Source organism: Streptomyces sp. NPDC002779 (assembly GCF_042888685.1).
Lineage (GTDB): Bacteria > Actinomycetota > Actinomycetes > Streptomycetales > Streptomycetaceae > Streptomyces.
Genome location: NZ_JBIAQC010000004.1, coordinates 453,521 through 469,903, shown reverse-complemented (window position 1 = coordinate 469,903; position 16,383 = coordinate 453,521). Strand labels below are relative to the sequence as shown.

Genomic DNA, 16,383 nt, shown 5'->3' with positions numbered 1-16,383 from the left:
CGAAGGCGGCGGGAGCTTACCGGAGCACTTTCATACGTTCGGGGCCGTGGTGCTCGGTCGGGTCTTTTTTACGGTCTGGCGCGGCACCTCGGACCCCTCCTGAAGGTCTGCGGCGAATGCCTCGGCGGTGGCTTCCGCCGCGATGTCGCTCAGGTCTTCGTTGATTTCGTGGGCGACCCGCTTGGCGTCCATGGCCAGCTTTACGGAGGACTTTACGGTCCCCCGCACGACCGGCCGGATCATCTTCTTCAGGAGGGGAGCGGCGGCCACCCCGACCAAGAAGACAGGAAGTACAGGAAGCATAGTCAGTACAGCCCTTCTAGCAGCATACCGGAATTCTCCGGCAGCATCCTGGAAATACCAGCCTAGCTATTCGAGATGCCCACTCACCAGGGCTTCTCAGGACATTCACCCGTTCGTGTGCATACCAGGTCGAGTTGATCTTTTCGGGGTCGTTGTGACTTAGCGTGCGATAGGGGGCAAGCTGTGCTTATCCGCCCCCTAGGTGAGAATACTGAGCCGGGAGTGAATTATGGAAAAGGCAGTAACCGACGAGGCCACTGCTGCGGCTGAGCCCACGTCAGGGGAAGTTCTCTATTCCGCTGAAGTGCGCCATGCAAACGGGAAATGCATCCTCACCATCAGCGATCATTTGCATGGCGCGGTGGAAATCTATGAAGTACCGCGGGCAGCCGTGAAGAAACTCCCCTTCTATCTCTCGATGCTCAGGAACAGGCTTTCCTGAAGGACAGCGAAAGGACGCCGAGAGGAGTCACGCCTGCCGCTGGGCCACCAGGGGCGCGGACGGCCGGGAGCCCGTGAGCAGGGAATGGGCGAGCACCCCGTAGAGGGTGTCATTGGGGCCGTCGGCGATCCGCAGGCCACGGATGTCGCGCAGGCGTTTCTCCATGGGCGTGCGGCGGGTGTAGCCCTCGCTGCCGTGCAGTTGCAGCCCGATGTCGACGGCTCGGTAGGCCGCGTCGGTGGCGAAGGCCTTGGCGGCGGAGCAGGCCGCCACGTCGATGTCTTCCCCGTCCCGGTCGAGCCGCTCCAGCAGGGAGAAGCACCAGGCGGTGGCCGCCTGCACCTCGGCCGCCGCGGTGCCGATCCGGCACACCACGGAGGGCACGCCGGCCAGGGACGTCCGGCCGACACTGCGTCGGCGGACCCTGGCCGTCGTCTCCTCGATCGCCGCGGTCGCCGCGCCGAGGCAGACCAGCGCCATCATGAGCCGCCAGCCGGAGAAGTGGGAGTCGAAGATGTGGCGGCCGTCGCCGGGCCTGCCGAGCAGCGCTTCCCTGCCGACTCTGACGTTGTCGAAGTGCAGATGCCCCAGGCTCCAGCCCCGTAGCCCGAGGGGCACGGTGGTCTCGGTCAGGATGCCCGCGGTCGCCATCGGCAACCAGAGGGCCGACAGCGGCACTTCGCGCAGCCAGGATCCGTCGGCATCCCGCCCGGCGGCCTGTTCGGGCGTGACCAGCTTGCAGAAGACGACAAAACCGGTGGCCTCTTCCACCCGGCTGACCAGGCCCTTGGTGCCCGAGAGCAGCAGGTGGTCGCCCTGATCGACCGCTACGGTGCGCAAGCCCCGCAGGTCCGACCCGGAGTGCGGTTCGCTCGACGCCACACCGGCCAGCTCGCCGCCGCCCACGATCCGGTCGTGGACCGTCCGGGCGATGGGAGGCAGGCCGTACCGCACGGCCATCGCGCCGTGCGCCGAGCTGAAGAGTTCGCGGGCGTCGCAGTCGCGCCGGCCGGCCAGGAACATGGCCAGACCTTGGGCCACGCGTTCCAGACGCGGGGGGACGAGAGCGGCCGCGTCCCGGTCCCCGGCGAGGCCGCACGGGTACGGCGGCCGGCCGTCGGTGCGCGGCAGGTCGAACCCGGTTAACCCGGCTTGGGCCGCGCGCTTGCGCAGATCGAGCCATGGCGGCCGGGCGGCATCCTCGGTGACGGGCTGAGGCAGGTGGGTGTCGAGGAAGTCGGTGACACGACAGGCGAATTCCTTCAGGCCGGGATGGCGGGCCAGAACGGCGCAGGATTCCGAGAGAAACACGGGCGGTGTCCTAACGGCTGGTGGGATGAGGGGAGTTCACGGGCCGGAGTCCGGGAGGGGCTCTGCGGTCGTGCACGGCGGGGACGCGGCCGGCGTGTGCCGGTGTGCTGTCCGGCGTCTCAGCCTCCGGCGTCCATGGCCTCGACGAGGCTGCGCGGCCGCATGTCGGTCCAGGTCCGGTCGATGTGGTCCAGGCACGCCTGCCGGGTGTCGGCGGGGTGGGTGACGGTCCAGCCGTCGGGGACGTCGGCGAAGGCGGGCCACAGCGAGTGCTGGCCCTCGTCGTTGACGAGCACCAGGAAGCGGCCCTCGTCGTCGTCGAACGGGTTGGTGGCATGCGCCATGTCGGTTCTCCGGGTTCTGGTGGCTCGCGGGTTGCGACTCGTGCACTCATGGACACGGGCACGCATGCGGCGGGCCGGTGAGCGAGGTGGGCGAACGTGAGGAAGCGTCAGGTTCGGCCGTGCGGACAGGAGTGTCCGGCGCGGTACAGGGCTCGGCCCGCGCCCGCTCCTCGAACAAGGGCGGGCGCGGCGACGGCTTGACAAAAGGGATCGGACATACATCTTGCCAGGTCAACGGTGGTTCCAGGAGGCCCGGCAGGTGTTGCCACCCGAACGAATGACGAACAGCTGAACAGGTCATCCGTCAGGCGACGGTCGGGGTGCCGGCCTGGAGCTGCCAGAGGGTGGTGTAGGTGCCTCCGCGGGTCACCAGCTCCTCGTGCGTGCCCTGTTCGGCCACGAGTCCCCCTGGTCCCATGACGTAGATCTGGTCGGCGCTCTGGACGGTGGACAGCCGGTGCGCGATGACGACCATCGTGCGGTCCGAGCCGAACACCTGCAGGGCCCGCTGGATGATGGCCTCCGTCTCGTTGTCGACGGCGGAGGTGGCCTCGTCGAGGATGATGACCGGGGGGTCGCGCAGGATCGTGCGGGCCAGTGCGATGCGCTGTTTCTGCCCCCCGGACAGCGCCGCGCCCCGCTCCCCGACCCGGGTGTCGTAGCCGTCGGGCAGGCTGTCGATGAAGGTGTCGGCGCCGGCGGTGCGGGCGGCGTGGAGGAGTTGCTCGTCGGTGGTGTCGAAGGCGCCGTAGCGGATGTTCTCGGCGATCGTCGCGTCGAACAGGAAGGGTTCCTGGGTGACGTAGCCGATCGCGCGGCGCAGGTCTGGCAGGGCGAGGGTGCGCACGTCGGCGCCGTCGAGCAGGACCCGGCCCCGGTCGGGGTGGTGGAACCGCATGAGGAGTTTGGCGACGGTGGTCTTCCCGGCGCCGCTGGTACCCACGATGCCCGTGGTCCGGCCGGGTGGGATGAGCAGGGACGTGTCCTTCAGGGCCGGGGCGCGGCCGGGGTAGGCGAAGGTCACGTTCCGCAGTTCGATCTCGCCCTTCACCTGCTGCCGGGGCAACGGGCGCCCCTGCGCGACGGGTTCGAGCGGCAGCCGGTGCAGGCGCTCCACACGGTCCAGGGCGGTGACGGTGCGCTGGTACTGGTCGGTGGTGCTGCCCAGCCGGGACAGCTTCAGCATGGCGATCCCCGGCATCTCGATGAGCGGGCCGAAGGCGGCGGTGGACAGGGTCCCGCGCAACACGGCCGTACCGCCCAGCAGGACCGTACCCACCAGGGCGGAACCACCGGCCAGGCGCAGGATCTGGGGTGGGATGGCGGAGCTGCGTCCGCTGGCGCGGTTGGCCTCGCTGCACTCGCGGTTGAACTCGGTGATCCGGGCGATCTCGTGCTCTTCGGTGACGGCGGACTTGATGGTGGTGTGGGCGTGGAGGTTCTCGGTGATGCGGCCGTTCAGCCGGGCCCGGCGTTCGTCGGAGGCGGCGTGGTGGGCGACGGCGCGTTCGTGGAAGCGGAAGGAGAGCCAGGCGACGACCGGAATGGGGACGAACGCGATCCAGGCGATCTGCGGGGCGAGCAGCAGGAAGGCCGGGACGACCAGTGCGAGGCTGGCGACCATCTGCACGACGTCGTTCATGTTGGAGGCGACGAAGGTGCTGATCTGGCTGATGTCCTCGGACAGGACGCTGTTGACCCGGCTGACGCGCTCCTTTTCCAGCTCGGAGGGCGCCACCCGCTGGACGTGCTCGTAGGTGCGGGTGCGCCAGTCGTCCTCGATGGTCTGCGCGAGCTGCCGCCAGGCGACGCTTGCGCCGTAGCCGAAGGCCGCCATGGCGAGACAGGCGGCGCCGGCGGCACCGACGAGGAGCCCCAACTGGCTGGTGACACCGGCCAGTCCGTAACCGGCCAGGGTCGAGCTGCCGCCCTTGGCGACCAGGAGCACGATCGACGGGCTGAGGGCGAACAGTGCCATCTCCGCCAGCTGCGAGAGACCGGACAGCACCGCCGCCAGCGCGAACTTACGTTTGTGGGGGCCGATGATGCGGCGCAGGGGATGGCGGTGCGCCGCGGCTTCGTCGCCGGTGCGGTCGGATCTGCGCCAGGCTCTGCGGACGATCCCCACCGTGGCCGCGGTGGTCAGCCCGAGCATGAGCAGGGGTTTGCTGAGCACCTTCAGCAGGAGCGGTCCGCCGACGACGGCCGCCGCCACGGCGCCGCCGGCCGCGACGATCCGCGGCAGCCAACGTCCCTTGCCTGCTTTGTCCGTTCGGGGCGTCGGGTCCCGGCGAGGCGCCGCGGGCCGGGCCGCGCGGGGTCGTACCACCGTCGTGAGGAGGGCCGTCAAGGTGCGTGACACGGCCTGCCGCAGCAGTCCGGCGGCCTCGCGCGGGCTGACCGTACGGTCGTGCCGCAGCAGCACCCGGCCGGTGACCGGGCTGGCGTGCACTTCCTCGATGCCCGGCGTCTCGAGGAGCGTCGCCTCGGTCAGCCGCGCTGCCGCGGGCCTGCCCTTGAGGAGGTCGACCTCCCAGCGTTGGCGTCCGGGCACGATCGAACGGGGCCGCATCTTCGCTCGGGTGGGAGTCAGCCGTGTCATCGGCCGCTGGGCCGGGGGACTTTCCAGCAAGGTCATCGCTTGTCCACGAACTTCCAGTAGCGGGAGACCGCCGCCTCGTCGATCTCCGGGATCACCACGCCCAGTCGCCGCAGTCGGCGCACCGTGCGCTCGTTGGCGAACTCCAGGCCCGGCTGCCGCGCGTCCTGTGCCGTGTCGGCGTACTCCTCCAAGTACGCCTGGTAGGGCGCGATCGGCAGGTCCTGTCCGCGTTCGGTCGCGCGGCGCAGGCGGCGCAGCCAGTCGGTGAGCGGGAGTGGTTCGGTGCGCGTCCCGTGCAGCCGGTCGTAGCCGGCCATGAAGACGCCGGGGCCGGTCCGGCGCGGGTGGTGGAGGTGGTGCACGAGATCGGTCCCGTCGGTGTCGAGGAGCAGTCCTACGACGGCGGTGGCGAGGACGTCGACGGGGAGCAGGCTCTCCTCGAGGCCCGGGTCCACCGGATGGCAGCCCAGCGCCGCACAGCTGGTGAGCAGGCGGGAGAACATGTCGTCCGGGCTCATGGCGCCGGATGAGGAGTGGGCCCAGACGCGGCCGAGGCGATGGATGCCGCCGCTCGCTCCCCGTGCGAAGGCACGCTCCACCAATCGGTCGGCGACCCACTTGCTCGCCGCGTAGCCCCGGCCGTAGGGGTGGCGTGCACCGTCGATCGCCGAGTCCTCCGTGACCGGCCGGGGTGCCTCCGGGCCGGACCGGAACACCCCGAGCGTCGACAGATGGTGGAACGCCTTGGGCCGGCCTTCGCCCGCCAGGTGCAGCAGGGTTCGGGTGCCGTCCACGTTGGCCGGCTTCAACCGGGCGTAGGGCGACAGGTGATGGACGCGGGCACCGCTGTGGACGATGGTGTCGACCGTCTCCCGCAGCCGCGCCCAGTGCGCCGATCCCACGCCGAGGTCCACGGCGGTGAGGTCACCGCGCACGATGTGCAGGCGCGGATCGTCCACCGTCGCGGTGATGCCGTACGTCCGCAATGCCTCGGCCAGCCGTTCGCGTGCCTCGGCGTCGGTCTGTGCGCGGACCAGGCAGTGCACCTGGGCCGTTGTCCTGTCCAGGAGTTCGGCCAGGAGGAAGGCGCCGACGAAGCCGGTGGCTCCGGTGAGCAGGATCTCCCGTGGGTCACCGCCGCGCCGGGGGTCGGAGGCGAAGCGCAGGGCGGGGCTGAGTCTCGCCTCGGTGTCCGGGACGTACGAGGGTGTGGTCGTCTCGCCGGTCTGCAGGTGCCGGGCCAGTCCCGCCGGGGTCGGTGCCTCCAGGAGGGCCGACAGGCCGAAGGGCACGGCCAGGGCGTCGCCGATCCGGCTGGCCAGACGGGTGGCGAGCAGGGAGTGGCCGCCCAGGGCAAAGAAGTCGTCGTCGACGCCGACCGCGGGCAGGTCCAGCACTTCGGCGAACAGGTCGCACAGGGTGCGTTCTTCGGGGGTGCCGGGGGCCCGGCCGCCGCCGGCGCCCGCGGCGAAGTCCGGTGCGGGCAGGGCGCGGCGGTCGAGCTTTCCGTTCGGGGTCAGGGGCAGAGCGTCCAGGGTGGTGAACGCCGACGGCACCATGTGGGCGGGCACGCGCTCCCGGAGGAAGGCCCGCAGTTCGTCGGGGTCGATCCCGGCCCCGTCGACGGGGACCGCGTAGGCGGCCAGGCGGGTGTCTCCCCGGTGGTCGGCGCGGGCGGTCACGACGGCGTGGGCGACGTGGGGGTGGGTGGCGAGGACTGCTTCGATGTCGCCGGGTTCGACGCGGTGGCCGCGGACCTTGACCTGCTCGTCCGCCCGGCCCGCGAACACGAGGAGGCCGTCACCGCGCCGCCGTACGAGGTCGCCGGTGCGGTACATCCGGCTCCCGGGCGGACCGTACGGATCGGCCACGAACCGGTGGGCCGTCGCACCCGGGCGGCGCAGATAGCCGCGTGCCAGTCCGGCGCCCGCAACGTACAGCTCGCCGGTCACCCCGGGCGGCACCGGCCGCAACGCGGTGTCCAGGACGTAGGCGCGGCCTCCCGGGACCGGTTGCCCGAGGACGGGACTCGGCGCCGCGTCGAGGCGCACCTGGAGCGCGTCCACGGTGCACTCGGTCGGCCCGTACATGTTGTGGGCCACCAGCCCGTCCACCGCCCGTAGTTCGCTCCACAGCCGCTCCGGCAGCTCCTCACCGCCGAGCACGGCCAGGCCCGGCCGCCACCGCTCGTCGGTGAACAACCCGCGGTCGTACAGGATGCGCTGGTACGAGGGGGTCGCGTCGATGGTGTCGATGCGATGCCGGACGGCCCAGGCCGCGAACCGGTCCGCGTCCGCCCAGGTGCCGCTGTCGGGAACGTGCAGTTCATGACCGGCCGTCAGGGCGGCGAGCTGGCCCCACGAGGCGTCGAACGACACGGAGGCGGTCAGCGCGACCCGCAGCGGCCGGCCCCCGAGGCGCTCGGCCGCCGGACCGAAGACCCGTTCCCAGTACTGCGCGGCGAGGTTGGCCACGCTCGCGTGGCGGGCGACGACCCCCTTCGGCGCCCCGGTCGACCCCGAGGTGTAGATCACGTAGGCGGGATGGTCGGGCGACAACCTTGTCACCGGGTCGCTGTCGGGCAGCCCCTGGAGCGCCTGCTCGGTCTCCGGGGTGTCCAGCAGAAGAGTGGGCATCTCCGGGCCGACGGCGGTGGCCCGGTGGGTGAGCAGCAGCACCGGCTTGGCGTCGTCGACCATGGCGGCGAGACGTGGCCGCGGGTACTCCGGGTCGAGCGGCAGATAGGCGGCCCCCGCCTTGAGCACGGCGAGCAGGGCCACGACGAGGTCGTGCGAACGCGGCAGGGCGACCGCGACCACGTCCTCGGGACCCACCCCGCGCGCGGCCAGGGCGTGGGCGAGCCGGTTCGCCCGGGCGTTCAGCTCCCCGTACGTCGACGTGACGCCGCCCGCCACCACGGCGACCGCGTCGGGCGCGGCACGCACGCACGCGTGGAAGAGCTCCGGGACCGTGCCCGTGGCCGCGGCGGGCCGGCCGGTGTCGGCCAGCAGGTGACGGCGTTCGTCGGCGGACAGGACGTCGAGGCTGCTGAGCGGCCGGTCGGGGTCTCGTACGACCTCCTCCAGCAGCCGTACCCAGCGCGCGGCCAGGTCCTCGACCGTGCCCTGGTCGAACAGGTCGGTCGCGTAGTCGAGGGTCGCGTGCAGACCGAGGCACGTGCCCTGCGCGGAGCGCTTCTCGTAGACGCCGATGTCCAGGTCGAACTTGGCGGTCTCGGTAGGTACCGCGATCGGGGAGACCTCCAGCCCAGGAAGCCGGAGCGCCGCGCCCTCGTCGGCGTCGAGGGAGAGCGCGACCTGGAACAGCGGGTGGCGGGCGGGCGACCGGGGCGGGGCGAGCGCCTCGACGACCTGCTCGAAGGGCGCGTCCTGGTGCGCGTAGGCGGCCAGTGCGCTCCGGCGGACGCGCTCCAGCAGCCGGGTGAACGCGGGGTCTCCGGCGGTGTCGGTGCGCAGCACCAGGGTGTTGACGAAGAAGCCCACCAGGTCGTCCAGGGCCTGGTCGTTGCGCCCGGCGATCACGCTGCCGACGGGCACGTCGGTGCCCGCGCCCAGCTTCGTGAGCAGCGCGGCCAGCCCGGCGTGCAGCACCATGAACAGGCTCGCGCCGGACCGGCGGGCCAGCTCGGTCAGTGCCGTGTGCAGCTCCGGATCGATCGTCAGGCGGACCCGGGCACCGCTGTGGGACGCGACGGCCGGGCGGGGCCGGTCGTAGGGCAGGCCGAGCTCTTCGGGCAGGCCCGCCAAGGTCTGCCGCCAGTGGTCGAGTTGGCGGGCGAGCACTCCGTCGGGCTCGCTCAGGAGCCTGCGCTGCCACAGGGCATAGTCGGTGTACCGGGCGGGCAGCGGCGCCCAGTCGGGGCTGCGGCCCTGGCTGCGGGCGGTGTAGGCGGTGGCCAGGTCGCGGGCGAGGGGCGCCAGGGACCAGCCGTCGGCGGCGATGTGGTGGATCGCGATCACGAGGACGTGCTCGGCGGGGCCCAGCGCGAACAGCTCGGCGCGCAGGGGCGGTTCGATCGCCACGTCGAAGGGGTAGCGGACGGCGTCGAGCAGCCGGGCGTGCAGCGCCTCCTCGTCGTCCACATCGGTCACCGGCAGCGCGGTACGCACGGCGTCGGCGTCGAGGATCCGCTGGAAGGGCTCGCCGTCGATGTCGCCGTAGACCGTGCGCAGGCTTTCGTGGCGGCCCACCACGTCACCGAGGGCCTGCTCCAGTGCGGCCCGGTCGAGGGGGCCGGACAGGCGTTGCACCAGGGGGATGTTGTAGGTGGCTCCGGGTCCTTCGACCTGGTGCAGGTACCACAGGCGCCGCTGCGCGAACGACAGCGGAGTGCGGTCGGGTCGTTCCTGGACGGTCAGGGGCGGACGGGCCGTGTCCGCGAGGTCGAGCCTCGACGCCAGCAGGGCGGGCGTGGGTGCGTCGAACAGCGTGCTGAGGGTGAGATCCACGCCGAGGACGGCGCGGACGCGGGAGACCAGGCGGATCGCCAGCAGGGAATGCCCGCCGGTTTCGAAGAAGTGGGTGTCCGGGCCGACTTGGGAGCGGCCCAGGGCCTCGGCGAACAGTTCGCACAGCAGTTGTTCGCGCGGGCTGCGGGGCGCACGCGACGGCGGTGCCTCCAACTGGTCGTCGTCCGGGGCGGGCAGGGCGTCGCGGTCCAGTTTGTCGTTCGGCGTGCGGGGCAGCTCGTCCAGCCGTACGAACACCGAGGGCACCATGTGCTCGGGCAGGCTCTGCCGCAGGCGCTCCCGCAGCAGCCCGGTCCGGGTGGCGTCCTCGTCCCCTACGACGTAGGCGACGAGCCTGACATCACTGTGCCGCCGGCCGGACCGGGCCAGCACGGCGGCCTGCCGCACCCCGGGGCAGGCCGTCAGCGCGGCCTCGACCTCCCCCGGTTCGATGCGGAACCCGCGCACCTTGACCTGCTGATCGGCGCGGCCGATGTACTCCAGCTGGCCGTCGGACCGCCACCGCACCACGTCGCCCGTCCGGTACATCCGGCTGCCCGGCGGTCCGTACGGGTCGGCCACGAAGCGGGCGGCCGTCAGCGCCGGCCGGTGCAGATAGCCGCGCGCCAGGGAGGGCCCGGCGATGTACAGCTCCCCCGCGGCACCCACCGGCACCGGGTGCAGGGTGCCGCTGAGCACGTAGAGGCGGCTGCCCGGGGTCGGGTGGCCGATCGGCGGCGGCGCGGCCGTGGGCACCAGTGGCGGGCTCAGGGTCGCCATGACCGTGGCTTCGGACGGCCCGTAGGCGTTCAGCATGCACCGGCCCGGCGCCCAGCGCGCCACCAGCCCCGGCGGACACGCCTCACCGGCCGCCTGCACGGTCGGGACACGCACGTCCGTCTCGGGCAGCGCCGCCAGCACCGAGGGCGGTACGACCACATGCGTGAGGGAGGTGCCGTCGAGGAGGGCGGAGACGGGGTCGGCCGCGGGGGCGACCACCAGCGTGGCCCCGTTCAGCAGGGCGCCATACGTCTCCAGTACGGAGGCGTCGAAGCTGGGCGAGGCGAATTGCAGCACCCTGCTGCCGGAGGTCATCGCCGCGCCTTCTCCCTGGAATGTCGCCACTGAGGCGATACCGGTGTGCGTCACCACCACGCCCTTGGGTTTCCCGGTGGAACCGGAGGTGTAGATCACGTACGCCGGATGCCGTGGGTCCACGGCCCGGCACACATCGGTCTCCGGCTGCCCCTGCGACAGGTCGGCCACGAGCGCCCGGTCCTCGATCACCAGGGCCGGGCGGGCGTCGGCCAGCATGTACTGCTTGCGCGCCGCCGGATACGCCGGATCGACCGGCATGAAGGCGGCCCCGGCCTTGAGCACGCCGAGGTGCGCCACGACCAGTTCGGCCGACCGGGGCAGCGCGAGGGCGACCACGTCCTCGGGCCCGATGCCCCTGGCGACGAGTGCGTGCGCGAACCTGTTGGCGCGCGCGTTCAGTTCCGCGTACGTCAGAGACGTCCCGTCGGCCACCAGGGCCGCCGCGTCCGGGGCGCGGCGCACCTGCTCCTCGAACAGGGTCGGGAACGGCACGGCCGGACTGCCCGCCGCGGTGGCGTCGCCCAGGTCGAGGAGGCGCTGCCGTTCGTCCTGCGTCAGGACGTCGAGCGAGCCGATCGGCCGGTCGGGGTCCAGGTCCGACATGTCCGCGAGGAGGCGCAGCAGACGCTGCTGGGTGTCGAGCAGGTCCGTCTGGCCGTGCGCTCCGGGCGCGGCGTGCAGTCGCATGTGCGGCCCGGATCCGTCCCGACGGTCCCAGACCATGATCAGCAGGTCGGCGCCGAGCGGGAACGAGAGGTTGTGCGCGACGCAACGGTGCCCGGCGAAGGTGACGTTGTAGTCGAAGCCGATGAGGTTGACGACCGGTGAGAACACGCTGCCGGGGCCGCGGGACAGGTGGAGGTCGCGGTGCAGGTCCTCGGTGCGGTAGCGCTGGTGCTCGACCGCTGCTCGCATCTGCCGGTCGACTTGGGCCAGCAGTTCCCGCAACGGCATGTCGGGCCGGACCGTGAGACGTACGGGGACGCTGTTGGCCAGCATGCCCGGTGTCTCGCGGGCGGCCTCGCCCACCCGGCCCGCGACGGTCAGCCCGAGCACGATGTCCCGGGCGCCGGTCAGCCGGTGCGTGTGGAGCGCGACAGCGGCGAACACGAAACGGAAGCGGGAGACGCCCGCGCGGGTGGCCGCCTCCTTGAGGGCCTGGGGCCGCTGGAGGGGCAGCAACTCCGTGCGCGGAACGGGCCCTTGAGCATCGGCGTCGGCAGCGGGCGGCGCGTGCGTGCGCGTCCATCCGGACAACTCGCCCGCCCAGTACTCCCGGTCCGCGGCGTGATCCGGGGACGCGTGGTAGTCCCGGTCGGCCTGAACCAGTGCGGACAGCGGGCCGAAGGGGCACGGGCCGGGCTCGGTGTCCTGGACCAGGGCGGTGTACACCTCGGCGACCCGGCGGGCCACCAGGGCGTAGCCGTAGGCGTCCACGGCGGCGTGGTGGTAGGTGTGGTACCACCAGAAACGGTCCGGTGCGAGCCGGAACAGCGCGTAGCTGAACAGGGGCCCGTTGGCCAGGTCCATGGGCCGGGCCATGTCCTCGGAGATCCAGGCTCGGGCGGCCGCCTCCGGCGCGGGCTCGTCGCTCACGTCGACGAAGGCGAGCGTCCAGGGCAGTTCGCGCTCCAGGATCTGGACGGGGCCGTCCGCGCCGGGCACCAGGCGCACCCGTAACGCGTCGGTCTCCTCGACGACTTGGCGCAGGGCCGTCTCGAACAGACCTGGGTCGACGGGTCCGTGGATGTCCAGGTACTCACCCAGGCGCAGGGCCGAGCCCAGGTGCGGGGAATGCTGCTCGGCGAGCCACACCTCGCGCTGCCCCGCCGTCACCGGAAGGATCTCGGCCGATGTGTCGGGTCTGTGTTCCTGAGTTTGCGAATGGTCACCGACGTACTGAGCGGGAAGCTGAGGACGGGACAACGACGTACCTCCTGTGGTGCCGGCGCCCCCTGATCACGGCCGGCCTTCGCCAGACCACCCATCGTGTCAGCTACCAGCACATTCTCCGCATCAGGAGCAACAGAGCCACCCGAAGGAATGACGCCGACGGTGTGTCGCGCGGCTCCGGCGGGCGGGAGTGGGCGCGGTGACCGGTGCGGCGGGGTGCCTTGCTGCTTGCTGCTGCGCACTTCGCAGGTGGGTTTTCTCATCCAGTGAGAGGCCGGCTCCGGGAAGACGTCGCGCTGCCGGCCAGTGCGCGGGAGATGCCCCGGGCGGCGGTGCGGACGACGGGGACGACCGTCTGCGCCCGGGCGTCCTGGGGCACGATGACCGACAGCGCCGCCACCACCGTGCCGTCCGCACCCCGCACGGGGGCGGCGACGCCGAGGGCGTCGGCGTGGACGAACCCGGGGCAGGAGGCGTAGCCCTGGCGGCGGACCTCGGCCAGCGTCGCCCGCAGTCCCGCGGAGGTGGCGGGGGTGGCCGGGGTGCAGGCCGTCAGCGGGCCGTCGCAGATCCGCTGCTGGAGGTCGGCCGGGCCGTGGGCCAGGAGGACCAGGCCGCTGGAGGAGGCGTGCAGAGGCAGACGACCGGCGATCCGGGTGTAGTTGACCACCGCGTGGGGGGCCGAGAGGCGTTCGAGGAACAGCACCTCGCCCCCTTCGAGCACGCCGAGCTGCACATGGTGGCCCACTACGTCGTGCACGCCCTCCATGAACGGCATGGCGTGGTCGCGCAGCGAAAGCGTCGGTGAGGCGCGGGTCACCAGTTCCCAGAGCCGGACGCCGATCCGAACCTTGCGATCGGCGTCCCGGCTCAGGAAGTCATGGGCGACGAGCTCGGCCACCAGCCGGGACGCCGTGGCCACGTGCAGTCCCGTCCGGCGTGCGATCTCGGAGACCGTCAGGGCCGGTTCGTCCTGGCTGAACGCCTCGAGGATGCGCGCCGCTCGGGAGAGCACCGACTCCTGGCGTGGTGTGTGCATGGCCCTCCGCGTGTCCCTACTTGTAGGCGCCGTCCATCGCGGCCAAGGTCCGGTCGATGTCTGTGGTGCCCTCGAAGAGGGCGCGCACCTGGGCGAAGTGGGTCTGCTGCACCTGTGAGTTGGGCCACCGCTGGTCCATGAAAGGTACCGTCGTGCCCTCCTTCTGGCGCCGCGCCACCTCCGCTACGGCCGGGTCGACGGAGGTGGAGTCGTTGGGGAGCGCCGGCAGTGTGGCGCCGGACTTGTTGTAGAGGTTCTGCCCCCGTTCGGAGCCCAGGAAGTCGATGAAGGTCAGGGCTGCCCGGCGGTGCGCGGTGTCCGCGTTGAGTCCGTAGGCGGCGGAGACCGCGCCGGGCATGCGGGTCGCCTCGGGGTCGTCGGTGGCGGGCAGCGCCGTCATCCGGAAGTGCATGTCCGGTGCGGCGGCACGCAGATCGGGGAGGGTGCCGGCCACCTGCACCACGCCCACCGCTCGTCCGTCGGCCACCTGCTCGACGGCTTCCTCGTAGGTGGTGCGGAGGGGGTCGGAGCTGAAGCAGCCGTGATCCCGCATCTCCAGGTACTTCGCCATGGCCTGACGCCAGCCGGAGCGGGCGAACGTCCTTCGGCCGTACTCCATCTGCGCGTCGAAGTCGGGATCGTCGGCGTACACCGTGGTGGCGACGAGGGCGTAGTCGACGAGCTGGGTCACCCAAGGGGTCGCGTTGCCCAGCGCGAACAGGACCTTGCCGTGGCTGCGGGCGGTGTCGCAGAGCTCCAGCAGGCCGCTGTAGGTACGGGGAGCGGTTTCGCCGAGCGTCTCCAGCGTTTCCGAGGAGTAGATCGCGCCGATGGCGCTGAAGGTGACGGGGACGACGTACGTCCCCAGGTCCGTGTCGGTGACCGGCCGGATGCCGGACGGTATGCGGCCGCCGAAGCGGCGCAGGGTGAGGACCTGCAGGAAGTACTCCCGCTCCAGGGCGACGACCGATGCGGGATTGCCGTTGCCCGGCCAGACGGTGAAGATGTCCGGCGCGTCGCCCGCGCGGAGCCGTCGCGGGAGCTCCTTCTGCAGTGTGTTCGTATCGGCGTAGCGGACGGTGACCCGTATGCCGGGATGGGCTCGGCGGAAGGCTTCGACGACGGCCTGCATGGACGTCTTGTCGGTGGTGTTGGCCATGACGGACAGCTCGGTGTCCGCGGTGTCGCCGCCGATCCCGCCGACGGCGGAGCAGCCCGTCAGCAGCGCCATGGCCGTGGCGAGCCGCGCGGCGAGCGGGATGCGTCTCGGTCTGGAGGGCACGAGAGGGCTCCGTGCGGTAGAGGGACGGGGTAGGTGGGGCGCGCCATGCCGTGCCGGGGAGGCGGCAGGCGTGGCGCGCCGGCAGGGGTGGCTGTCAGCCGATGGGGACGGCTCGTTGTGCGGTCAGGTCCCGCGAGCTGCGTGCCGTGGCGAAGGTGTAGGTGCCGGGCACGAGCTTCCAGGTACCGGCGTTCCACACCGTCAGGTCCTGCGCGGGGATCGTGATCGTGAGCTGCTTGCCGGCCGCGGGGTCGAGGGTGACCTTGCGGAAGGCGACGAGCCGGCGCGGCTCGGCCGCCGCGGCGCCGGGCAGGGTCGCGTAGACCTGCACGACGTCCGTGCCCCGGCGTGAGCCGGTGTTGGTCACGGTGACCTGCAGCGTCACGCTCCTGGTGGTGGTGTCGTACGTGGCTTGCAGGGAGCCATGGGCGAAGGAGGCGTACGACAGGCCGTGGCCGAAGGGGAAGCGTGGCTGCTGGCCCTTGCTGTCGTAGAAGCGGTAGCCGACGAGGATGCCCTCTTCGTGGCAGACGGTTCCGTTGGTGCCGGGGTACGTCGCCGGTGTGGTGCCGGGGCCCTGGGTGGCGTCGACGGGGAAGGTGACGGGCAGGCGGCCCGAGGGGTCGCTGTCACCGAAGAGGACCGCCGCCAGCGCCGTGCCCATGGCCCGGCCCCCGTACCAGGCCTGGAGCACGGCCTCGACCTCGCCGAGCCAGGGCATGGCCACGGGGCCGTCGGTGTTCAGGACGACGACGGTGCGCGGGTTCACCGCGGCCACGGCGCTGATGAGCTGGTCCTGGTCGCCGGGCAGGCCGAGCCCGTGGTGGTCCATGTCCTCGCCGGCGACCCGGTTGACGAAGACGACGGCGGCGTCGGCGGCACGCGCCGCCTCGACGGCCGCGGGGATCAGGGAGCCTGGCTGCCAGCCCAGGGTGAGGCCGCAGGTGCCGGGGTCGGTGGTGGCGTTGGTGTAGGTCAGCTCGACGGTGACGGCCTTGCCCGCGGTCAGCCGGGCGGTTCCCTGGAGGGGGTAGTCGTAGGGGCCGAGGAAGAAGCGGCGGCTGTGCCGGGTGCCGGTGACGACGGTGGCGCCGTTGATCTTGAGGGTGGCGGTTCCGGCGGGCAGCAGGGAGAAGCGGTGCAGACCCGTGGTGGTGGGGACGAGCGTGCCGGTCCACTTCGCCGACCAGACGGCGGGCAGCCCGTCCACCGGGGCGGAGGTGAAGTCGACGGTGGCGTCGGTGCGGGGAGGTGAGGGGCGTACCGGAGGCTTCGGCGCCCGCCCAGTAGGTGCCGGTCAGGCCGGGCGCTCCGGTGCCGGTGCGCAGCACGGAGGACGGCACGGTGGTCAGGGGCAGGTCTCCCTTGGTGCCTTGGGCGTGCGTGACCTTGACCCCGCTGCCGGCCCGGGCGCGGAGGGCGTCCAGGGGCGTCGTCCAGGTGCCCGGGTCTACGTAGCTGGAGCCGGCCACCCCGGTGAAGGCGTCCGTCCCCGCGGGTCCGATGACGGCCAGGGACTTCAGGCTGGCCGGCAGGGGCAGTGCGGCGGAGCGGTTGGCCAGGAGGACGAGGGAGGCGACGGCGGTCTCGTGGGCCAGGG

At 72.0% G+C, this 16,383-nt stretch carries 9 protein-coding genes; 1 reads left to right on the top strand and 8 read right to left on the bottom strand.

Translation table 11 applies throughout. The features are described 5' to 3' along the window. Positions 1-30 precede the first annotated feature (30 nt). The gene (locus ACFYW5_RS14905; RefSeq protein ID WP_389417368.1) at positions 31-303 is read right to left on the bottom strand and encodes a DUF5132 domain-containing protein; all 273 of its coding nucleotides are present in this window, start codon (positions 301-303) and stop codon (positions 31-33) included. 229 nt (positions 304-532) lie between these two features. Here ACFYW5_RS14905 and ACFYW5_RS14900 point away from each other — a divergent pair, with 229 nt between their 5' ends. After that, positions 533-745, top strand: coding sequence for a hypothetical protein (locus ACFYW5_RS14900; protein ID WP_389417367.1), 213 nt, complete (start codon positions 533-535; stop codon positions 743-745). Between the two features lie 27 nt (positions 746-772). On the opposite strand, the gene ACFYW5_RS14895 is transcribed toward ACFYW5_RS14900, so the two are convergent. The 7 genes from ACFYW5_RS14895 to ACFYW5_RS14865 all read right to left on the bottom strand — a co-directional run bounded on the left by ACFYW5_RS14895 (position 773) and on the right by ACFYW5_RS14865 (position 15,993). Continuing rightward, a complete protein-coding gene (locus ACFYW5_RS14895; protein WP_389417366.1) occupies positions 773-2,056 on the bottom strand; it encodes an acyl-CoA dehydrogenase family protein in 1,284 nt (427 codons plus the stop codon). A 119-nt stretch (positions 2,057-2,175) separates the two neighbouring features. Then, positions 2,176-2,400, bottom strand: a complete 225-nt coding sequence (locus tag ACFYW5_RS14890) for an MbtH family protein (RefSeq protein ID WP_389417365.1) — start codon at positions 2,398-2,400, stop codon at positions 2,176-2,178. A 304-nt stretch (positions 2,401-2,704) separates the two neighbouring features. Next, positions 2,705-4,954: an ATP-binding cassette domain-containing protein gene (locus ACFYW5_RS14885; protein ID WP_389417364.1), complete on the bottom strand. Its 2,250-nt coding sequence runs from the start codon at positions 4,952-4,954 to the stop codon at positions 2,705-2,707. An 80-nt stretch (positions 4,955-5,034) separates the two neighbouring features. Continuing rightward, positions 5,035-12,405, bottom strand: coding sequence for an amino acid adenylation domain-containing protein (locus tag ACFYW5_RS14880; RefSeq protein ID WP_389417363.1), 7,371 nt, complete (start codon positions 12,403-12,405; stop codon positions 5,035-5,037). A 316-nt stretch (positions 12,406-12,721) separates the two neighbouring features. Next, complete coding sequence (locus ACFYW5_RS14875) at positions 12,722-13,501, bottom strand: IclR family transcriptional regulator (protein WP_389417362.1); 780 nt, start codon at positions 13,499-13,501, stop codon at positions 12,722-12,724. A gap of 16 nt (positions 13,502-13,517) precedes the next feature. Continuing rightward, the gene (locus tag ACFYW5_RS14870) at positions 13,518-14,783 is read right to left on the bottom strand and encodes an ABC transporter substrate-binding protein (RefSeq protein ID WP_389417361.1); all 1,266 of its coding nucleotides are present in this window, start codon (positions 14,781-14,783) and stop codon (positions 13,518-13,520) included. Between the two features lie 94 nt (positions 14,784-14,877). Then, positions 14,878-15,993, bottom strand: a complete 1,116-nt coding sequence (locus tag ACFYW5_RS14865; protein ID WP_389417360.1) for a glycoside hydrolase family 3 C-terminal domain-containing protein — start codon at positions 15,991-15,993, stop codon at positions 14,878-14,880. Between the last annotated feature and the right edge of the window lie 390 nt (positions 15,994-16,383).